Below are 20,038 nucleotides of genomic sequence, written 5' to 3'. Positions count from 1 at the left end.
GGGGACAATCCGTTCGACGCCGGGCAGCCACTGAGCGCTATTGGGGGGATGAGTGGTGGCGGGCCGTTGGGGACCGCCCCCACTCAGCCTGTTTAACGGCCGTTGCGCCTCAGCGGGTGAATCGCAGGGTCACGAGCTGGAACGGGCGGAGCGTCAGTTTCGCGGAATCCAGGCCCGCTGTCACGCCCTGGCCCGCAATTGGACGCTCCAGCAGATCCACGGCGCGCACTTCCTTCGTGTCGAAGTTGGCCGTCACCATTCCCTCGGACCGCTCCCCCAGGGATTCGTAGAGACGCACAATGACATCGCCGGAGCCGTCTTCCGCCAGCTTCACCGCCTCGACCACGATTCCCTGGTTGAACACCGTGAACAGGGGGCTGACGGCGTGCGCGCCCTTCACGATGCGCGGTGCAAGGTTGGTCCGGTAGCCCTCTTCCACGGCGTCGGCGATGGCCGCCCCGGGCCTGACGGTCACCAGGAGTTCGTGCCGGCCACGGTCCGCACCCGGATCCGGGTACTTGGGGGCACGCAGCAGCGACGTGCGGACCGTAGTGGTGGTGCCGCCGTCGTCCCTCACGCTGCGGGTGACGTCGTGACCGTAACTGGACGCGTTGGACACCGCCACGCCATAGCCCGGCTCCGCCACGTGGATCCAGCGGTGGGCGCAGATTTCGAACTTCGCCGCCTCCCAGGACGTGTTGGTGTGGGTTGGCCGGAACACATGCCCGAACTGGGTCTCCGACGCTGAGCGGTCCGCCCGGACGTCCAGCGGGAAGCCGATCTTGAGAAGCTTTTCCCGTTCCTGCCAGTCCACGGCGGTCAGGATGCTCAGTGATCCGGAGCCGGCCTCAAGCGAGATCCGCTGGGTGATGGCTGACGATCCGGCCAGCCGTTCCACCACCACGACGGCGTCCCAGCCGCCCCGCTCCAGCGTCACCGAACGCGCTTCGGTCAGTGAGGTGACGTTCCGGCGGTAGAACTCGTCAATGTCCCATGCGTCCCATTCGTTGGGCGTATCGCGGTGGAGTTCCAGATGGTTCCCGAATTGGCCCGGGGCAATCGCTTCGCGGCCGCTGGCATAGTCCAGAAGCGAGGTCAGGAGTCCGTTGGCGTCCAGCACGGCCCTGATCACGCCGTTGTCCAGGATGTAGCCCCCGCCGGATTCGGTCACCGTCACCGGGTGGTCGCTCCGGACGGTTTCGGCGGCGGCCAGGGCGGGAACACCGCTGCGTTCGTGCGGTGCGGCGTTGAGCAGGAACTCGCTGGTGCCCTCCCCGAGTGCGGCGCGCGCGGCGCCGGCGATGATGGCCTCAAGGGCATCCGCGACGGCCGCATAGTTCCGCTCGGCGTCCTGGTGGACCCACGCGATCGAACTCCCGGGCAGGATGTCATGGAACTGCTGAAGCAGGACCAGTTGCCACAGGCGTTTCAGTTCGACCGCCGGGTAGGCGAACCCGCCCGCGGTGCGGACGGAGGCGGTGGCGCACCACAGTTCGGCTTCCCGGAGCAGGTGTTCGCTGCGCCGGTTGCCCAGTTTGGTTTTTGCCTGGCTGGTGTACGTTCCGCGGTGCAGTTCCAGGTACATCTCCCCCACCCACACGGGCAGGGACGTGTATTCAGCCTGCGCCTGCGTGAAGAAGTTGGCGGCAGTGCCGATCCGCACCTTCGGGGAGCCTTCGAGGTCGGCCGTGCGGTGGGCTGCGGCGATCATTTCCCGGGTTGGTCCGCCGCCGCCGTCGCCGTAACCGAACGGGACCAGCGAGACGGTGCCGCGGCCGTGGTCCCGGTAGTTCCGTTCGGCGTGCGCCAGTTCGCGGCCGCTCAGTTCCGAGTTGTAGGTGTCAACGGGCGGGAAGTGGGTGAACAGCCGGGTGCCGTCAATCCCTTCCCAGTTGAACGTGTGGTGCGGCATCCTGTTGACCTGGTTCCAGGAGATCTTCTGGGTCAGGAACCACTTGCTGCCGGCCGCCTTTACGATCTGGGGCAGCGCACCTGAGTATCCAAAGGAATCAGGCAGCCAGGCTTCCTGGCAATCCACGCCAAATTCATCCAGGAAGAACTTCTTCCCTTCGATGAACTGCCGGGCCATCGCCTCGCCGCCTGGCATGTTGGTGTCGGATTCCACCCACATGCCGCCGACCGGCACGAATTGCCCGGCCTTGACCTTCTCCCGGATCCGGCCGAACAGCTCCGGATAGAACTCCTTCATCCAGGCCAGCTGCTGGGCGGACGAACAGGAGAAAACAAAGTCCGGCGACTCGTCCATCAGTGCCACCACGTTGGAGAACGTCCGGGCGCATTTGCGGATGGTCTCCCGGACAGGCCAAAGCCATGCAGAGTCGATGTGCGCGTGGCCCGTGGCAACCAGCTGGTGGGCGGAGGCGTAGGCCGGACGGGACAGCACTTCAGCCAAGGCTTCGCGGCCGGCGGCTGCGGTCCCCGCAACATCATCGGGGTCCATGATGTCCAGCATCCGTTCCAGGGCCCGCAGGATCTCATGGCGGCGCGGGAGCTCCATGGGGAGTTCGTGCATGAGGCCGCTGAGGGTCCAGACATCCTGCTGGAGCTCCCAGACAGTCTGGTTGAGCTCGGCGATGGCGAGGGCGCCGAGCCGGTACTTGGGACTCTGTCCCGCCGTGGCCCTGTCGCCATACGGCATGGCTGCAAACGTCCAGCCCTGTGCCACATCGGGGTTGGCGGCGGCTTCGACGTAAAAGTCCACTGCGATTCCGCTGCCGAGGAGCTTCAGTGGAATGTACTGGTTCCTCGGCGAAATGGCCTTGATGATGGTGCCATCCGGCCGCCACGCTATGCCTTCGCACTGGAAGCCGGGTAGCTCGCGAGTGAAGCCGAGGTCCACGACGATCTCCACGGCGGTGTCAGGAGCGGTTCCCCATGAGTCAGGAACCTCGCCCTGCAACCTCAGCCATTTGGTGCCCCAGGGACCGCCCCATGCGGATCCGTGCTCGAGCGGGGTGAAGTCGTGGCGCAGGGCTTCCATGACAGGGACAGGCTCGTCCGGCACATCCCAGCTGCTGAGATTCAGCGGGACACTGCGGGTGTATACCGCGGGGTCGACGCGTTCGCGCATGAAGCGGTCGAGACGGACTTCCGTGATGCGGCGGTCGTCGTGCAATGTGGTCCTCTTTAATGCCGGTGGCCTGGGAGCTGACAGCTGGTTCGCGGTACGTGCCTGGCCGCTCAGCTTATGCGCTGGCCCCGGAACTCGGCCGAAGGAGCGGAGCGGCGCGTCCAATCGATGGATAAAATCTACTGCGCCCAGTCCGTTAATCCAAGCGCTTTGCCTATCCGGGCACCGGTGCGGGAGCCGTGATCCGGTGTCGTCCGGCATAGACATTTAGCCTGTTGCCCCTGCTGAAGCCTGCCAGCGTCATGCCGCTGGCTTCCGCCAGCTCCACGGCCAGGCTGGAAGGTGCACTGACAGCGGCCAGCACCGGGATGCCGGCGAGGGCGGCCTTCTGCACGAGTTCGAATGAGGCCCTCCCGGAGACCTGCAAGACCGTGCCCGTCAGCGGCAGCAGCCGTTCCCGCAGCGCCCAGCCAACCACTTTGTCCACGGCGTTGTGGCGCCCTACGTCCTCACGCAGGCACAACAGCTCAGTGCCGCCGTCGTCCGTGATCCGGAAGAGCCCGGCGGCGTGGACACCCCCAGTGGCCTCGAAGACGGCCTGCGCCGCCCGGAGTTGGTCCGGCAGCCCGGACAACGTTTCCACAGGGACAGTCAGGGGATCCGCCGCGGGGCTGAAGTGCGACGACTTGCGGACGGCGTCGATGGAATCGGTGCCGCAGATGCCGCACGAGCTTGAGGTGAAGATGTTCCGTCCCCTGTCAGGGAGGACGACGTCGGGCCGCAGCTGCGCTTCCACAACGTTGAAGGTCTGCACGCCGTTCTCGTCCTCGCCCGCGCAAAACCGCAGCGAGACGAGCTGCTCGGGGGCCCAGATGATGCCCTCGGACACCAGGAATCCTGCCACAAGGTCAAAATCGTCTCCGGGCGTCCGCATGGTTACGGTAAAGGGAAGGGATCCCAGCCGTATTTCCAGCGGCTCCTCCACCGCCAGCACATCTTCCCGGTGCCGCACGGGAAATTCAAGGGACTGGGGTGAACCGTCCAGGACAAACTTGTGGATCTTGCGGCGTTGCGTCATGCGGGCCACGATGTGCTCCTAACAGTGCGGGATATGACCATCATTGCAAGCCGGGACCGCCTTCACCAGCGGGGACCGTATTAGCCCAGCAGTTCGCTCCAGTCCACGGGACCGTCCGAAGCCGCGGGCTTCCGGGAAGCCTTGCGTGGAGCAGTCCTGGGCTTCGCGGCTGCAGGTTCCGCCTGCTGGATCGGCGCGCCCCAGGGCAAGGCGAAGGCGGGCACCGCCTCCCCCAGCTGAACGCCGTGCGGCGGAACCACCAGGACGCCGTCCGCCGCCGCAAGGCCGCGCATCATGCCGGGACCTGCGTGCTGGGCCGGGGATGCCATGCCGTACAGGAGCCTGAACGGCATCAACCGTGTCCGTCCCGGATCCGGGTCGATCATCGTTCCGCACGGCACTTCACCGACCGGCGGCAGTGTTCCGTGGCCCAATGCTGCCAGCAGCGGCGCACCCACCGTGCAGAGCGCCATCATCGCGGCAAGGGGGTTGCCGGGCAGCCCAAGGATGAAGCGGCCGTCCGGCAGCTCGGCGAGGACCGCCGGGTGCCCGGGACGCATGGCGATGCCGTCGATCAATAGACGGCCGCCGAGTTCCGCGACAGCCCGGCGGAGGTGGTCGGTCCCGGAACGGCCGGTTCCGCCGGTGGTGATGACGACGTCTGCAGGCGCCTCTTCAGCTGCTGGCTCCCCTGTTTCCTGCCGGAGCCCTGACCCGTCATCCGGCCCGGTGTCTTCCAGGGCGGCAAGCCATTCGTCGTAGTCGTCGCCGATCTTCTCCTGCCCGGCGCTGATGCCACCAAGCATTTCAACCACGGCTCCAAGCTGTGGGCCGAAGGTGTCACGGACCTTGCCCGGCGCGGGCAGGCCTGCCGTGACCACCTCCGATCCTGTCAGCAGGAGCTTCACCACAGGTTTCCCCTGGACCCGGAGGGCGTCATGGCCGGCCAGCGCCGCGAGGGCCAGGTGGGCCGGGTTCAGGACCGTGCCACTTTTGACCAGCATGTCCCCGCCAGCCGCTTCCTCGCCCGCCTTCCGGATGTGCTGGCCGTTCTTCGGTTCGCCGGGCCGTGCGGCCCCGCCGAGGGCCAGGACCGGGAGCCCTTCGTCGTCCGTGGTTATCGTGCCGCTCTCGCTGCGGAGAACAGCCTTCGCCCCGGGCGGAATGAGGCCGCCGGTGACGATGGGGCTGGCTTGATGGGGTGCTAGCCGATGTCCGGGGTCCGCCAGGATCCAGGGCCCTGTGCCGTTGACTGCCCAGCCGTCCATGGCGGACGACGCGTAGTGCGGCATGTCCTGGAGCGCCGTAATATCGGCTGCGAGCGTTCGGCCCAGGGCATTCCTGAGCGGCACCAGCCCGGGCGGAATGGGAGTTGCGCAATCGAATGATGCCTGCCGGGCCTCCTGCCAGGTGTGCGCCAAATGGCTGTGCCCCGTATCGGCGGACCCGGCTGCCGTGGCAGCGGCGTCCTCAGCTCCGGGATCGGCGGATGACCCGCTGGCGCCTCCGCCAGGGCGTGGGTCGGCTGAATCTTCGGTTTCGCCGCGTTCGGGCCCGTCGCTGGCGGCGTCACCCCCGTCCGGCGGCGCAGCCGTCATGCGCCGGTGTTCCCACTGCTGACCGACGGTCCGGGCGCAGCGTCGGTCCGCACCGAACCGGGGCCGGCCGGATCAGTCGGGCCAGCTGTGGAGTCGGCCGCTGCGTAATCCATTGCCAGCGCCCGTGCCACTCCCAGGGCCGCCTGCATTGAGACCGCATCCGGCGCCTGCCCCGAACCCGATGCCATGCCCGCCGCGAAGCCGGCGATGAAAGTGGTCAGCGGCGCCGCCGGCCGCACCACCGAATGGGCGGCGACGCCGGCCAGCGCAAGCACTTCATTGACGTCCACCTCGACGTCCTCCAGCTCGAAGGCTTGCAGCAGGGCCCGGCACCAGTCCTCCAGCGTTTCGTCCTGGCTTTTCACTGTTGCCTCCATACTCAAATTCAGTTGCGGTGCCACTGCACGGTCCCCCACCAACGGTGGATCATGACCCCTGGCGGGACACCCCTAACGCGGTGGCATCGTCCCACGTGTCCACGTCATCCGTGGCGCCGGCAGGGACAGTAACAGCCCGCACGTCAAGCCTAGCAAGGAGGGCGAAGACTGATGCCCCTGTGAGCCCCCCGCTCTTCTCCATTTCGTCCACCGCGCGTTCTAGCGCAGCTGTGCCATAAAAGCCTGCAAGCGGCTGTTTGCGGCCATCCGGAGAAACCGCCATGACTCCTTCGGATTCGGTGGCATTCCGGCTGTCATGGGCCAGGGCGGCCTGCAGGGCGGCAACGGCCTGGTCCGCTTTGGGCATGTCGCAGGCCAGGATCAGCGTCAACGCCGCCCGGAGCGGGCCACGCGAGCGGTCAAGGGACGCCAACCCTGCAGCGATCGCCGCCGCAGGTCCCGCGAACGCCGGCTCCTCGCGGCACGTCAGAACGCCCGGTGGCAACGCGCCCGGGTCAGGTCCCACCACTACCGTGGCGGCCGCACCGGCGGATGCTGCCAGCGACAGCGCCAGGAGGGTGGCGCCGTCGTACACGAGCTGGGACTTGGGCACGCCGCCCAGGCGCGATGAGCGCCCGCCGGCCAGAATCAAGGCATCAAACTCCACATGGCCAGCCTAGCCCCGGACACTTGGACCGGTGCAGACGTGACGCCTCAGGCGGCGGATTCGGGCAGAAGGAAAGGGTCCCACGCTGGCGTGGGCTTCTCCAGCTCCTTGATCTGCCAGATGGTGCCGTGCGGAGGCGCCGGTACGAACCGGAGCTTCCAGCCCATCTCGGCCGGCGTGTGGTCACCCTTAACGTTGTTGCACCGCAGGCAGGCGGCCACCAGGTTTTCCCAGGAGTCCGCACCGCCCCGCGATTTCGGGTGGACGTGATCAATGGTGTGTGCTGCCTTACCGCAATAGGCGCAGCGGTGGCCGTCACGGCGCAGCACGCCCCGGCGGCTCACAGCCGTGATTGTGTTGTACCGGGGCCGGATGTAGCGGTTGAGGAGAATCACGGACGGGCGGCCCAGGATCTCCTGCGGCCCTACGACAGGATCGTCGCCTTCGGCCACCACGCTTGCTTTTCCGGTCAGCACAAGAACCAGCGCCCGGCGGAAGGTCACAACCGCCAGCGGTTCATATCCAGCATTAAGAACGAGAGTGCGCATGCACATACCTCTTCACGGCCGCACCCGTCAGGGGCTCGAGGGCCGGCTGCCCTCTGCTTGTCCGGGCTATGGATCGACAACACAAGAGTAAACACTCAAGTGCCCGATCACCGAATCGGGCCTTTACCACACGCTGCGTGTCGGTAAAAATTCACCTGCCGGAAACGCAGAAGAACCCCTGCCGATGGCAGGGGTTCTTCTGGAAGTCGCTAGCCGGAGGCTTTAGCCGCCAACGCGGATGAAGACCGGGCCGGAGCCGACGTTGACGCTGAACAGGGAGGTGGTTCCACCGTTCCAGCCACCGTGCACAGCCTGGCCGTTGCCGACGTATACAGCGATGTGGGCCATGCCCATGCCGCCGTTTTCGTAGTACGCGAGGTCGCCCGGCTGTGCCTCGGCTGCACTCACGGTGCGGCCCAGGGACAGGTAACCTGCCGGCCAGCCGTGGTAGTTGATGCCCACAGCAGCAAGCGCGTTCGTGGCCAGGGCGGTGCAGTCCTGGGAAACACCGAGCTGGGCGTAAGCGGCTGCTGCAATGGAAGCACCGTTTCCGCTGGCGGCGGCGGGCGCGGCGGGAGCTGCCGGGGCGGACACAGTTGCCGCAACGGCTGCGGGAGCGGCCTCGGGAGCAGCTTCCTGAACCTCGACGACCGGCTTCGGAGCCTCCACGACGGGGGCCGGGGTGGTGGAAACAGCCGGCTTCTCGAAGGAGATGGCGATGCTGGAAGCGGCCGAGATGTTGGCCGGAGCGGAAGACTGAACTTCCAGGGTGGAAGCGGAGGTTGCTTCGCGCTGAACATTGGTGTCGGCAGCGTTGGCTGCGATACCGCTCGTCAGGACCAGACCGGAAGCAGCAGCGATAACCGCAGCCTGACGGCCCATGCCACCGGCGTTGTCGCCGACGGCCTTGGCAATGACAGCAAGCGAGTTGGTTTTGGTAACCTCGGCGCGGTGCCGTGCGATGGCACGAGTAGTCATTATTTCTCTCTTTCGTTTTCCTCAGACTGCGTGGCAGGCCGCGGTTTTTGGACGCTCCGGCATCTTGGGGGTAAGCCGGAACGGCCCGAACGGGTTTTTAGCGAATTACGCGCGCTTCAGCGAAGGGAAGCGCGTGTTTTAGCGAAGCGTGTAGAACGCAGACGTGCCCGTGGCGGACACGGCGTGCAGGATGGTGCCCTGCGACGGGTTCAGCGCGCTGATCATCATGCCGTTGCCGACGTAGATGCCAACGTGAGCGCCGCCGTTTTGCATGACCAGGTCGCCAGGCGCCGGGGTGGCGGTAGGCTTCATGGCGTTCCATGCGTTGGTGCGAGGGATGCTGATGCCGGCCTGGGCGTAGACCCACTGGGTGAAGCCTGAGCAGTCCCAGCCGCTGGGGGTGGTGCCGCCCCAGACGTAGGGGCTGCCGATCCCGGTGTAGGCGATCGCGGCGAGGCCCGATGCGGCAGCGGAGGAAACGGCGTCGGCGAGCTTGCCCGCCTTCGCTTCTCCGTCAGCCTCAGTTGAATCTGAACCGGTCGACTGAGCCCGTAAGGTTTCAACCTTGGGCGCTGCCTTCGTGGTCACTGCCGGACGCTCGAAGGAAATAGTCGCTGTCGGTTCCGCGGTAACGGCCAGCTGGGCCGACTGTGAGCCGGACTCCGTGGAAGCGGACACTCCCAGGTTGGTGTCTGCGGCGTTTGCCGGCATACCAACGCTGAGGATCAGTCCGGACGCGGCTGCAATGACAGCCGCCTGGCGACCTACGGTCCCGGCGTTGGCAGTAACAGCCTTGGACACGGAGTTCAACGGGTTCGTACGAACCGTTTGCGCACGGTGGCGCGCAGAATTGTGACGTGTAGACACGAAGGTAGCCTCTCCCAATGCCTACGAGGTGAGCTGTCGGATTCGGATGGGAGTCACCCGGCCACTCGGCTTCCTGGGAAGCTTTGCGACTTAACCCCAAGGTCTTCTTGCGAAGACCAAAATTGGTTCCCCCGCCTCTGCCAGACGATGTAATGCGAACGGACCTTGAGCGGTGGCAGAGTTAGGCAATCCACTCAAGAGCGCCAACTTCGGAAAAGTTGGCGTGCTTTAGACGGTACAGGAATTCCGTGTGAATGTCACATTCAGGTCACGGCATGTCACGGGAATGCGAGAGTGTTCCATCGGATTGGATCAGAGCCAGCCGGTGGGGTCAACGACTTCGCCGTTGACCATCACTTCAAAATGGAGGTGGCAGCCCGTGGAGGCGCCGGTGGTCCCGCTGAGGGCCACAACGTCGCCACGGCTGACCTTCTGGCCTACCTGGACGTTGGACGAGGACAAGTGGTTATACGTGGTCTCCAGGCCGTTGCCGTGGTCAATCACCACGCGGTTTCCGCCGCCGTAGGGGTGCCATCCGGTGAACGTCACCGTTCCGCTGGCCGCGGCCATGACACTTGTGCCGCACTGGGCCGCATAGTCCTGCCCGCGGTGGAATTCGCCGGTGCCGCCGGTGATCGGGCTGACCCGAAAGCCGAAGGGGGATGCGGAAACCATCTGCGCCAGCGGTGCCCCGAGGCTTCCGGTGGACGCTGCACGGGTAATGGTGCCGGCGGACTGCGCGCTCAGCAGCTGCTTGAGCTTGCCGTCGGGATCGCCCTTGGTGGCGATATAGGTCCGGTTGAAGTCGATTTTGGCGCCTGCAGCCGCGGAAACCTCAGGCTGCGCCGCTACAGATGCGGCGGCCGCGGACGTGTTTCCGGTGTCCGCTGTGCTCATCATGGGTCCGGTTGACGGGACGGTCACAGTGAGGACCAGTCCGGTGGCGGCCAGGGCAATGCCGGCCTTCTGACCCACACCGCTCGCGGAAGCGAACTCCGTGACCTGACTGAACAGGCTCCGGCGCCGGCGCGCATCACGATGTGCATCGCGTGGCCTGACCGTCATAACGGCTTCGGCCACGGGGTACTCCGAAGCGGGACCAGTCGCCCTGCGGCGGCCCCTGACGGTCTGCGTGGTCAAGAAATATCCTCTCTGGATAGCCTGCGGAGTTAGCTGTCGGATTCGGGTCAGAGAGATCAAAGACCCGGTCCGCCAATGCAAGGCATCCGGCACAGGGGTATCCCTAAGGATTCCTTCGTCGGAGATGACTTGCCGCTGACGGACTTCACCCCAAGGCCGTCTTTCAACGGCCGGTAGTGGTTCCCCCGCCTCTGCCAGGAGGTGATTCGTACACTGATCCGCTGGCAGAGCTCGGCTTCGGATCAGGTAACGCTTTAGTATCGGCGCTAGTCCCCAACTATAGGTGATTAATCAGCGCGGTAATAATTCCGTTATCTACGTCTCAGTGAGTTGTAGGTGGTCCTATGATGTGGGCGGTTAGCTGACGGTAACAAACACGTGGGCCGCAACTTCCGGCGGCAGCTCGAGGGCGCCTTCGATTTCAGGCACGCGCACCGAGATGTACTCCCCTACCCGCTCCAGGGCGAGCGTCGCACCCGGCCGGATTCCGCCTTCATCCAGCTGGACCAGCAGCTCCGGTTCAACCTGGATGGGTTCGGCCAGGCGGCTGACAGTAATGCGCGAGTCGGCCCCGTACCCGGTCATGGCGTCGAGCAGGTTCACCACACCGTCCGTGAACAGAGGAGCCGGTTGGCCGCCAAGCGCCGCCAGGCCGGGAATGGGATTGCCGTAGGGGGAAACAGTGGGGTGGTTCAGGAGTTCGAAGATACGCCGTTCAACGCGCTCGCTCATGACATGTTCCCAGCGGCAGGCTTCGTCGTGGACATACGCCCAGTCAAGGCCGATGACGTCAGCCAGGAGCCGTTCCGCGAGCCTGTGCTTGCGCATGACTTCGGTGGCCCGTTTCCGGCCGGTTTCGGTGAGCTCAAGGTGCCGGTCGCCGGAAACAACCACCAGCCCGTCGCGCTCCATCCGGCCGATGGTCTGCGAAACGGTGGGCCCTGAGTGGCGCAGCCGTTCGGCAATCCGGGCGCGGAGAGCCACGATGTTCTCTTCCTCAAGCTCCAAGATTGTCCGAAGATACATCTCCGTGGTGTCGATCAGATCCGTCATCCAGCTCAGCTCCTCGAGCACAGTCCTTGCGTCAGTCCCACCGTACCGCGCGGAGGCGTTCTCCGTCGGTCTCGTCAAGTGGATCTTCATCCACCGATCAGCCTTGGGAACAGCCCTCCCGGGGATCAGCCCGGCCGGGGTCGCGGCCCGCTGTACGTCAAAGTCAAGCCTAGCCTATTTTGAATTACTCCGGATAATCCGCCGCAGTACAGCCGGCGCAACTGAAGTGCGCCGACCGCCGGGATGTCTCAGTGACTGGACTATGACGGGTGCCGTTCCGTCCCCCGCAGGCACGTCAGGCAGAATATAGGGGATTCCTCCGGCAGGAACCCGTGTACTGCCGGGCCTCTCCCACGTCCACGCCGAAAAAATTGGAGCCATCGTGAGCGACACCAGCATCACTATCCCCGCCAACCTCCTGCCCAAGGACGGACGGTTCGGCGCCGGGCCTTCAAAGGTCCGCCCGGAGCAGATCGAGGCACTTTCCGCCGCGTCCGCCACGTTGCTGGGTACCTCCCACCGCCAGGCCCCGGTGAAGAACCTCGTGGGATCGGTCCGCAACGGCCTCAGCGAATTTTTCCGCGCGCCGGAGGGCTACGAGGTCGTTCTTGGCGTGGGTGGCTCCACCGCGTTCTGGGACATCGCGGCGTTCGGCCTGGTGGACAGCAAGGCCCAGCACCTTTCCTTCGGCGAGTTCGGCTCCAAGTTCGCCTCCGCCACGAACAAGGCTCCGTTCCTGGACGCCTCCTCCATCCTCAAGGCCGAGCCCGGCACACGGCCCACAGCCCAGGCAGAAGCGGGCGTGGACGTGTACGCCTGGCCGCAGAACGAAACGTCCACAGGTGTGGCTGCCCCGGTCAAGCGGGTTGCCGGTGCGGATGAGGGATCGCTGGTCCTGGTGGATGCCACGTCCGCCGCGGGCGGCCTGGATGTGGATGTCTCAGAAGCCGACGTTTACTACTTTGCGCCGCAGAAGAACTTCGCGTCCGACGGCGGCCTGTGGCTGGGCCTCTTCTCCCCCGCCGCGCTGGAGCGTGCCGCGAGGATCAAGGAAAGCGGCCGGTGGATCCCGGACTTCCTGGACCTGCAGACCGCCATTGACAACTCCCGCCTGAACCAGACGTACAACACCCCGGCACTTGCTACCCTGGTGACGCTGGACGCGCAGGTGCAGTGGCTGAACGCCAGCGGCGGCCTCGATTTTGCCGCTGCCCGCACCGCCGATTCAGCCGGACGCATCTACTCCTGGGCCGAGGCCTCCGAGTACGCCACGCCGTTTGTCACCAAGGCCGAAGACCGCTCAAACGTGATCGCCACGATCGATTTCGACGACTCCATTGATGCCGCGGCAATCGCCAAGGTCCTCCGCGCCAACGGGATTGTGGACACGGAGCCTTACCGCAAGCTGGGGCGCAACCAGCTGCGCATCGCCACCTTCGTTGCGATCGAGCCGGACGACATCTCGGCCCTCCTGTCCAGCATCGACTACGTAGTGGGCGAACTGCGGAAGTAACGCATCAGCCGACGCTGACCCCGTTAGCGTTCGACGGCGTCGTCCGGGTTTTGTTCCCGGACGGCGCCTTCTTCTTTGCCTTCTTGTCTTTCCGCTTCGCCGGTGTAGCCGGACGCGCCGGATACCAGTCGGAAATACCGCATCCCCCGGGCACGTCGGTTGAAGCCCAGCCTCAGTTGCTTTGCCCGGATGATCCACACCATTCCGATCAGCGCGGCCAGCAGCCCGGAAACCGCGGCCACGGACATGGACCAGCGCGGCCCTGCAACGTTGGCCACCCAGCCGACCAGGGGCGCCCCGATGGGGGTTCCGCCCATAAAGATGGCCATGTAGAGGGCCATCACCCGGCCGCGCATGACCGGGTCCGTGGTGGTCTGCACGTAGCCGTTCGCGCTGGTCATCATCGTGATGGCAAAGAGCCCCACCGGCACCAGGGCCACGCCGAACCAGAAGTAGCTGGGTGCCAGGGCCGCCAGCCCTGACGTGACGCCGAACGCGCCGGCTGCTCCGAAAATGATCGGCAGCCGTGGCCTGCTTCGGCCGGCGGACAGCAGCGCGCCGGCCACGGAGCCGATGGCCATGATGGAATTCATCAGCCCGAAGGCACCGGCGTCCAAACCGAATTCTGTACCCACCATGGCCGCGATGAACAGGACAAAGTTCAGGCCGAGGGTGCCCACAATGAATACGGCCACGAGGACCACCACGAGGTCCGGGCGGAACCGTACGTAACGAAGTCCTTCACGGATCCTCCCCTTGCCGGGAGCCGCGCGGGGAAGGAGGCGCAGGGATGAAGCGGGAATCTTCCACAGGCTGAACAGGAGGGCCAGGAACGTGGTGGTGTTGATCAGGAAAACCCATCCCGGTCCGACGGCCACCGTCAGCACGCCGGCCACCGCGGGTCCGATCATCCTGGCGACGTTGAAGGAGGCACTGTTGAGTGCCACCGCGTTCGGCAGGTAGTCGTCCCGCACCAACTCGGAGACGAAGGTCTGCCGCACGGGTGCGTCCAGGGCGGAAACAAGGCCCAGGAGCAGGGCAAAAGCGTAGACATGCCACAGCTGCCCGGCGCCGAGGACCACCAGGAGGCCCAGCCCGGTGCTCAGCAGCGCCATGGTGGACTGGGTCAGCACCAGGAGGTGCCGCCGGTTGAAGCGGTCCGCCACCAGGCCGGCCACGGGCGCCAGGAAGAGCTGCGGCCCCAGCTGCAGGGCCATGGTGATGCCCATGGCCCCCGCGTCATGATCTGTCAGATGGTCAAAGACCAGCCAGTCCTGGGCGGTGCGCTGCATCCAGGTCCCGATATTGGATATCAGGGCACCAACGAACCAGAGCCGGTAGTTGAGGATATGCAGGGACTTGAAGGTGGACATCATCGCCGGCCCCCGTGTTGCCTGGTCCCCGTTATTTCAGCTGGCTAGTCAGCCTCGCGGAGGGATTGGCCGGCGTCTGATTCCGGGTGGCCGGCATCCTCGTCGTCGTCGGAAACGGGTGCCTCGTCGTCGTCGAAAACGGTTGCCTCGCCCATCAGGTCCGGGGCCGTATCGTCCGCGGCTGCGTCGTCCGCAGCGTCCACGGCGATCCCGTCGACGGCTGCGCCGGCGTCCGCAGTTTCGGCGTCCGCAGTTTCGGCGTCCGCAGTTTCATCATCCTGGGCATCTTCGGGGCGAACCCGTTCTGCCCACGGCACCCATTCCGGCGCAAGGATTGAATCCTCCGAGGGCAACAGGCCGAGTTCGTTCACCGTGATGACCTTGGAACGTGAATTGCGTGTGAGCACCGCGTACCACTGCCACCCCTGGTACCCGGCCAGCAGGGACTCAAAGAGATGCGTGACAACACGGTCCCCCTCGGTCTTCGCACCCAGGTGCCGTCCGATCTGCGAGGCCGGGGCGATGCCCCCAACCGCAGTCCGGGCAAAGTCGGCGGCTGCAGCGAGCACGGCATCCGGCTTGCCGGTGCGCCATACGGGGACACCGGCACGGGGCCTTGAGGCCGGTTTGGGGGCGCCCTGATCAGGTTCGGAAGTCATACGGATGCCTAAGCGTCCAGCTCGTCGGCAACCTTACGGAGGGCGGCGGCAATCGCCTTGGCCTTGTTGCCTTCCGGGTACTTTCCGGCGGACAGCGTTCCGGACAGGTTATCCAGCACGGTCACCAGGTCCTGGACCAGGGGGGCCAGGTCCTTGGCGCTGGGACGCTTTGCCTTGGCGATGGACGGTGTCTTGTCCAGCACGCGCAACCCGAGCGCCTGTGCGCCCTTGCGTCCGTCAGCCACGCCAAACTCCACCCGGGTGCCGGCCTTGAGCTCCGTTACGCCCTCGGGCAGGGCGGATTTGGGCAGGAATACTTCCTGGCCGTCCTCGCCCGCGAGGAATCCGAAGCCTTTTTCCTTGTCATACCACTTGACCTTGCCGGTAGGCACGTAATCAACCTTCTTCGTTCTGGACTTCCTGTGACACGGCCGGCGTCCACCGCATCCGCATTGATATGCGGGTTCAGGGTATGACTGCCTGGACCATGTTGGTCTGTATCTTCAAGGTTATCCTGCCGGGACCCGGTTTCCCGCTTTGCGGCACGGGCACAGCCGGGCTGTTAGCGTTACTTCCATGACACCCTCCCGCTACCGGCGGCCACTGATGATAGTTGCGGCGGTCATTGCCGTTTTTTCCCTGGCCGCCGTGGGCGCCGTCATGGCCATTGCCTTTGCCGGCAGCGCAGCCCCGGTGTGGGTCACGTCCTTTGCCTTGTACGGCCTGCCGCTGGCATTCCTCCTGATGATTATCCTGGTGATCGACGGCGTTGCCGCCCGGCGCCGGGCAGGAAAGTCCGGCGGGCGGTAACGTTGGACTGATGTCCCTTATTCGCGCGCTCAGCAAGGAATTGGAGGCACGCAGCGATGACTCGTTGCGGGCCTTGTTCTCCGCGCGGCCGGACCTCATCTCACCGAACGTTCCGGACTTCCCGGCCCTGGCGGCCCGGGCCAGCGCACGAGTCAGTGTGCAACGGGCGCTGGAGCGGCTGAACCGGCCGCAGATGCAGGTCCTGGAGACCCTTCACCTTTGCACCAACACGGACACTGCCCACAGCGCTTCGGCCGCGGGGCTGAAGAAACTGGTCCACGGCGCGTCGCTTTCCGCCATTGAACGGATCCTGCATTCCCTTGAGGAACTGGCCCTGGTGCACCGTGCCGATCCTCCGCACGGCGCCGCGCTGCCTGCCGGTCCCCGCCAGCGGTTCTATCTTCCGGTGGGAAGCCTTCGGGACGTCGTGGGAATTTATCCGGCCGGGCTGGGCCGTAGCTACACGGAGCTGGTCCGGCTCCAGCCGGCCTTCGCCCAGCGCGTGGTGCAACTCGTAGCCGAGCTGCACCACAGCGGTGCCGCCATCCATCCCGCAACAACGCCCATGGAAGCCGCCCTGGCGCTGCAGCACTGGACGGCCACGCCGGAGGCGCTGAACCGGATCCTCGCCACGGCCCCGGAGCGGACCACCGGGCTCCTGGCACGCTTCGGGAACTGGGCCATGGGCGCGGTCCCCCAGGCTCAACGGCGCGCTTCAGTCCTTAACGAAGGTTCCGACGTCGGCCCGGTGGACTGGCTCCTGGCGAGGGGCCTGCTGGTCCCGCTGGACGCCGCGCACGTGGAGTTGCCGCACAGCGTGGGCATCTCGCTCCGCGGCGGCGCCGTGATCGAGGATTTCACCCTGACTCCCCCTGTCCCCAGGCTTGGACAGACCACGGCGGCACTGCGGCGCAATGCCGCCTTGGGCGCCATCGCGGAAACCCTCCGGCTGACAGGCGACCTCCTGTACTGCGTGCGCGAGCAGCCGCTCGTGACATTGCGGAGCGGCGGCGTCGGGGTGCGCGAGATGAAGCGGCTGGCCGACTCGCTCCGGATCGAACTGCACGACGCCGGCCTGCTGGTGGAGCTCTGCGCCCTCGCCGGACTCCTCCGGCTTGACGTTGACAGCTCCGCCTGGGTCCAGCCAGAGCAGCTGGAGTGGCTTACGCTGCCGCGGCAGGAGCAGTGGCTGTGGCTGGTCAATGCCTGGCTGGCCAGCGAGCGCGCCCCGTCGTTGGTGGGGCAGCCCATCACCGGCCCCGGCGCGGGCCCCGCCCCGCATCGTGCAGCGGCCGGCACCACCATCAACGCACTGTCCGCTGAAGCCCAGCGGCCCGACGCCCCAGTGGTCCGGAAACGGATTCTGGAGATCCTGAACGAACTTACGCTTGAGGCGGCCGAGGCGGATGGCAAGGCGCCGGTGCTTGATGCCGCGGCGGTGCTGCAACGGGCCGAGTGGACCCAGCCGCGCATGGCCAGGCGTTTTAGTTCGCTGATCCGCGGTGTCCTCGCCGAAGCCGAAATGCTCGGCCTCATCGGTTCGGGTGCGCTCAGCCAGCTGGGCTCGGCCATGGCCGCCGAGCGTCCGGATGAGGCTTTGGACATCCTGGGAGAGCATCTGCCGGCCGCACTCAACCACGTCCTGCTGCAGGCCGACCTTACCGCTGTGGCGCCGGGATACCTGGCACCTGAGCTGAGCGAAAAGCTGCTTATGATGGCCGACGCCGAGGGCCAGGGTCCGGCCACTATCTACCGCTTCTCGGTGGCCTCGATCCGTCGCGCCCTCGACGCCGGCCACGACGCCGCCAGTTTGTTGGGCTTCCTGCGCGAGCATTCGGCCACCGCGGTGCCGCAGCCGCTTGAGTACCTCGTGGAGGACACCGCGGCGCGTCACGGCAGGCTCCGGGTGGGCGGCGCCTCCAGTTTTATCCAGAGCGACGATGAGGACGCCCTGCTGGAGCTGGTCAAGGAATCCGGCGCGTCCGGGCTGGGGCTGGTACGCATCGCGCCCACAGTCCTCATATCCCGCGCGGGGCCCAAGGAAACCGCCCAGGTTTTGCGTGCCCTGGGATTGTCGCCGGCCGTCGAGGAACCGGAATCAACGCTGGTCCGGCTACGCCGCACCACTGCCGTTCCGGGCAGCGGGCGCCCGGTGTACAGCGCGCCGCGGACGGCGCCTCCGGAGGCCGACGTCGACGCCCAGCTGGTGATTCTCCGCAGCCACAAGGGCCCCCACGGCGGGAACGGCAACGGGAGCCACCGCCCGCCGGCGGGATCAACGGGTGAGGAGGCAACGCAGCTCGGGCTCGAAACCCTGCAGAAGGCCATCCGGCTCCGGCAGTCCGTGGTGATGAACGTTGTGGACAGCCAGGGGAATTCCAGCCGGGAAACGGTTGTTCCGGTTTCTGTGACCGGAGGACGGGTCAGGGTGTTCGACCCCGCCCGCGAAACCGAGCGGGTGCTCTCCATTCACCGGATCATCGATATTGAGGCGGAAGAGGAATTCCAGCAGTGACCAGCATCCACCCGACCGGGAGCCTTCGGGCGTTGGCGCCGTGAACGACGGCCCCCTGATTGTCCAGAGCGACAAAACCATCCTGCTCGAAGTGGACCATGAGCAGGCAACGGAGGCCAGGCACGCCATCGCCGCCTTCGCCGAGCTTGAGCGCGCGCCGGAGCACGTGCACAGCTACCGTCTCACTCCCCTGGGCCTGTGGAATGCACGCGCGGCAGGGCTGGATGCTGAACGGGTGCTGGACACCCTCCTGAAGTATTCACGTTTTCCCGTCCCGCATTCCCTGCTCATCGACATCGAAGAAACCATGTCCCGGTACGGCCGGCTGCGGTTGGAAAAGGATCCGCAGCACGGACTGGTGATGCGGACCAACGATTACCCCGTGCTCGAGGAAGTCTGCCGTGCCAAGAAGATCCAGCCGTTGCTGGGCCCGCGCATCGACGGCGAAACCGTGGTGGTCCATTCCTCGCAGCGGGGGCAGCTAAAGCAGTTGCTCCTCAAGATCGGCTGGCCCGCAGAGGACCTCGCCGGCTACGTGGATGGCACGCCCCACCCCATCATGCTCAATGAAACCGGCTGGAAGCTCCGGCCGTACCAGAAGCTGGCCACGGAGAACTTCTGGGCCGGCGGCAGCGGAGTGGTGGTGCTCCCCTGTGGCGCAGGCAAAACGCTGGTGGGCGCGGCGGCCATGGCCATCAGTTCCACCACGGTGTTGATCCTCGTGACCAACACCGTGTCCGCCCGGCAATGGAAGGACGAGCTCATCAAGCGGACGTCCCTGACGGCGGACGAAATCGGCGAGTACTCCGGCTCGGTCAAGGAAGTCCGCCCGGTCACAATTGCGACGTACCAGGTCCTCACGACGAAACGCGGCGGGCTCTATCCCCACCTGGAACTGGTGGACGGCCACGACTGGGGCCTGATCATCTACGACGAGGTCCACCTGCTGCCGGCACCCATCTTCCGGATGACGGCGGACCTGCAGGCCCGGCGGCGGCTGGGCCTGACGGCCACCCTGGTGCGCGAGGACGGCCGCGAGGGCGAAGTCTTCAGCCTGATCGGCCCCAAGCGCTACGACGCCCCATGGAAGGACATCGAGGCCCAGGGCTACATCGCGCCGGCGGACTGCGTGGAAGTCAGGGTGGACCTGCCGCACGACGAACGTGTTGCGTACGCCATGGCTGAGGACGCCGACAAATACAGGCTGTGCGCCACCTCCGAAACCAAGTCCGATGTGGTGGAACAGCTGGTGGCGCAGCACCGGGGTGAGCAGCTGCTAGTGATCGGTCAGTACATTGACCAGCTGGACGAACTGGGCGAACGGCTGCAGGCCCCGGTCATCAAAGGCGACACGTCCGTGAAGGAACGCCAGAAGCTGTTCAACGCGTTCCGGGCGGGCGAGGTGCACACCCTGGTGGTTTCCAAGGTGGCCAACTTTTCCATTGACCTTCCCGAAGCCTCGGTCGCCATCCAGGTGTCCGGCTCCTTCGGTTCCCGGCAGGAGGAAGCCCAGCGCCTGGGCCGCCTGCTGCGCCCCAAACAGGACGGCCGCGCGGCGCGGTTCTATTCACTGGTGGCACGGGACACGCTCGACCAGGACTTCGCAGCGAAGCGCCAGCGGTTCCTGGCGGAGCAGGGCTATGCCTACCGGATCATGGATGCCAAGGACGTCGGACGGAATCCCTCCGCCACCTGAGCGGACCTCCCAAGGCCGGACCCATGGGACACACAACATTCATTCAGAAAACTCCCAGATTCTGGGAGCATCATG

At 65.9% G+C, this 20,038-nt stretch carries 17 protein-coding genes and 2 riboswitches; of the genes, 4 read left to right on the top strand and 13 right to left on the bottom strand.

Annotated features, from left to right (window positions below; all coding sequences use genetic code 11):
- Positions 1 to 109: 109 nt before the first annotated feature.
- The 10 genes from J7I79_RS03575 to J7I79_RS03535 all read right to left on the bottom strand — a co-directional run bounded on the left by J7I79_RS03575 (position 110) and on the right by J7I79_RS03535 (position 11,397).
- Positions 110 to 3,136 carry a glycoside hydrolase family 38 C-terminal domain-containing protein gene (locus J7I79_RS03575; RefSeq protein WP_214950375.1) on the bottom strand — a complete coding sequence of 1,009 codons (3,027 nt, stop codon included), beginning with the start codon at positions 3,134 to 3,136 and terminating at the stop codon, positions 110 to 112.
- Between the two features lie 169 nt (positions 3,137 to 3,305).
- A complete protein-coding gene (gene fdhD, locus J7I79_RS03570) occupies positions 3,306 to 4,178 on the bottom strand; it encodes a formate dehydrogenase accessory sulfurtransferase FdhD (protein WP_214950372.1) in 873 nt (290 codons plus the stop codon).
- Positions 4,179 to 4,249: 71 nt separating this feature from the next.
- On the bottom strand, positions 4,250 to 5,767 hold the full coding sequence (locus J7I79_RS03565) for a molybdopterin molybdotransferase MoeA (RefSeq protein ID WP_214950370.1): 1,518 nt from the start codon (positions 5,765 to 5,767) through the stop codon (positions 4,250 to 4,252).
- Positions 5,764 to 6,132: a DUF6457 domain-containing protein gene (locus tag J7I79_RS24130; protein ID WP_311380509.1), complete on the bottom strand. Its 369-nt coding sequence runs from the start codon at positions 6,130 to 6,132 to the stop codon at positions 5,764 to 5,766. Before J7I79_RS24130 ends, J7I79_RS03565 begins: the two co-directional genes overlap by 4 nt.
- Positions 6,133 to 6,193: 61 nt before the next feature.
- Complete coding sequence (locus J7I79_RS24125) at positions 6,194 to 6,811, bottom strand: NTP transferase domain-containing protein (protein ID WP_311380508.1); 618 nt, start codon at positions 6,809 to 6,811, stop codon at positions 6,194 to 6,196.
- Positions 6,812 to 6,858: 47 nt separating this feature from the next.
- Entirely contained in the window at positions 6,859 to 7,359 is a 501-nt protein-coding gene (locus J7I79_RS03555) for an HNH endonuclease (RefSeq protein ID WP_028271305.1), read from the bottom strand.
- Positions 7,360 to 7,581: 222 nt separating this feature from the next.
- Positions 7,582 to 8,337, bottom strand: coding sequence for an NlpC/P60 family protein (locus J7I79_RS03550; RefSeq protein ID WP_214950368.1), 756 nt, complete (start codon positions 8,335 to 8,337; stop codon positions 7,582 to 7,584).
- A gap of 138 nt (positions 8,338 to 8,475) precedes the next feature.
- Positions 8,476 to 9,138, bottom strand: coding sequence for a C40 family peptidase (locus J7I79_RS03545; protein ID WP_214950366.1), 663 nt, complete (start codon positions 9,136 to 9,138; stop codon positions 8,476 to 8,478).
- 70 nt (positions 9,139 to 9,208) lie between these two features.
- Positions 9,209 to 9,402: riboswitch (cyclic di-AMP (ydaO/yuaA leader) on the bottom strand.
- A 114-nt stretch (positions 9,403 to 9,516) separates the two neighbouring features.
- A complete protein-coding gene (locus J7I79_RS03540) occupies positions 9,517 to 10,344 on the bottom strand; it encodes a M23 family metallopeptidase (RefSeq protein ID WP_214950365.1) in 828 nt (275 codons plus the stop codon).
- A gap of 3 nt (positions 10,345 to 10,347) precedes the next feature.
- Positions 10,348 to 10,591: riboswitch (cyclic di-AMP (ydaO/yuaA leader) on the bottom strand.
- Positions 10,592 to 10,701: 110 nt separating this feature from the next.
- Positions 10,702 to 11,397, bottom strand: coding sequence for a metal-dependent transcriptional regulator (locus tag J7I79_RS03535; RefSeq protein ID WP_104173688.1), 696 nt, complete (start codon positions 11,395 to 11,397; stop codon positions 10,702 to 10,704).
- A 382-nt stretch (positions 11,398 to 11,779) separates the two neighbouring features.
- On the opposite strand from J7I79_RS03535, the gene serC reads away from it, so the two are divergent.
- On the top strand, positions 11,780 to 12,910 hold the full coding sequence (serC, locus tag J7I79_RS03530; protein ID WP_214950363.1) for a phosphoserine transaminase: 1,131 nt from the start codon (positions 11,780 to 11,782) through the stop codon (positions 12,908 to 12,910).
- A 23-nt stretch (positions 12,911 to 12,933) separates the two neighbouring features.
- Here the strand turns inward: serC and J7I79_RS03525 are convergent, their stop codons facing one another.
- Genes J7I79_RS03525 through J7I79_RS03515 form a run of 3 tightly spaced genes read right to left on the bottom strand, consistent with a single transcriptional unit; the run spans position 12,934 to position 15,334 of the window.
- Entirely contained in the window at positions 12,934 to 14,283 is a 1,350-nt protein-coding gene (locus J7I79_RS03525) for an MFS transporter (RefSeq protein ID WP_251042345.1), read from the bottom strand.
- Positions 14,284 to 14,327: 44 nt separating this feature from the next.
- Positions 14,328 to 14,942 carry a DUF3027 domain-containing protein gene (locus J7I79_RS03520; protein WP_214950359.1) on the bottom strand — a complete coding sequence of 205 codons (615 nt, stop codon included), beginning with the start codon at positions 14,940 to 14,942 and terminating at the stop codon, positions 14,328 to 14,330.
- A gap of 8 nt (positions 14,943 to 14,950) precedes the next feature.
- Positions 14,951 to 15,334, bottom strand: a complete 384-nt coding sequence (locus tag J7I79_RS03515) for a cold-shock protein (RefSeq protein WP_011690655.1) — start codon at positions 15,332 to 15,334, stop codon at positions 14,951 to 14,953.
- Between the two features lie 184 nt (positions 15,335 to 15,518).
- Here J7I79_RS03515 and J7I79_RS03510 point away from each other — a divergent pair, with 184 nt between their 5' ends.
- Genes J7I79_RS03510 through J7I79_RS03500 form a run of 3 tightly spaced genes read left to right on the top strand, consistent with a single transcriptional unit; the run spans position 15,519 to position 19,963 of the window.
- A complete protein-coding gene (locus tag J7I79_RS03510; RefSeq protein ID WP_214950357.1) occupies positions 15,519 to 15,752 on the top strand; it encodes a hypothetical protein in 234 nt (77 codons plus the stop codon).
- 10 nt (positions 15,753 to 15,762) lie between these two features.
- Positions 15,763 to 18,267 (top strand): helicase-associated domain-containing protein, encoded by a 2,505-nt coding sequence (locus J7I79_RS03505; protein ID WP_214950355.1) that lies wholly within the window; start codon positions 15,763 to 15,765, stop codon positions 18,265 to 18,267.
- A 40-nt stretch (positions 18,268 to 18,307) separates the two neighbouring features.
- Positions 18,308 to 19,963, top strand: a complete 1,656-nt coding sequence (locus tag J7I79_RS03500; protein ID WP_214950353.1) for a DNA repair helicase XPB — start codon at positions 18,308 to 18,310, stop codon at positions 19,961 to 19,963.
- Positions 19,964 to 20,038: the final 75 nt, after the last annotated feature.

The sequence above is a fragment of the Arthrobacter sp. ISL-69 genome (genome assembly GCF_018613775.1).
Taxonomy (GTDB): domain Bacteria; phylum Actinomycetota; class Actinomycetes; order Actinomycetales; family Micrococcaceae; genus Arthrobacter.
This window is presented reverse-complemented; position numbering and strand designations above follow the sequence as displayed.

Bases quoted from the DNA above. Each gene is read 5' to 3' on its own strand.
- J7I79_RS03565 (WP_214950370.1), bottom strand. From the start codon at position 5,767: ATGACGGCTGCGCCGCCGGACGGGGGTGACGCCGCCAGCGACGGGCCC.
- J7I79_RS03555 (WP_028271305.1), bottom strand. From the start codon at position 7,359: ATGCGCACTCTCGTTCTTAATGCTGGATATGAACCGCTGGCGGTTGTG.
- J7I79_RS03550 (WP_214950368.1), bottom strand. From the start codon at position 8,337: ATGACTACTCGTGCCATCGCACGGCACCGCGCCGAGGTTACCAAAACC.
- J7I79_RS03535 (WP_104173688.1), bottom strand. From the start codon at position 11,397: ATGACGGATCTGATCGACACCACGGAGATGTATCTTCGGACAATCTTG.
- J7I79_RS03525 (WP_251042345.1), bottom strand. From the start codon at position 14,283: ATGTCCACCTTCAAGTCCCTGCATATCCTCAACTACCGGCTCTGGTTC.
- J7I79_RS03520 (WP_214950359.1), bottom strand. From the start codon at position 14,942: ATGACTTCCGAACCTGATCAGGGCGCCCCCAAACCGGCCTCAAGGCCC.
- J7I79_RS03510 (WP_214950357.1), top strand. From the start codon at position 15,519: ATGACACCCTCCCGCTACCGGCGGCCACTGATGATAGTTGCGGCGGTC.
- J7I79_RS03505 (WP_214950355.1), top strand. From the start codon at position 15,763: ATGTCCCTTATTCGCGCGCTCAGCAAGGAATTGGAGGCACGCAGCGAT.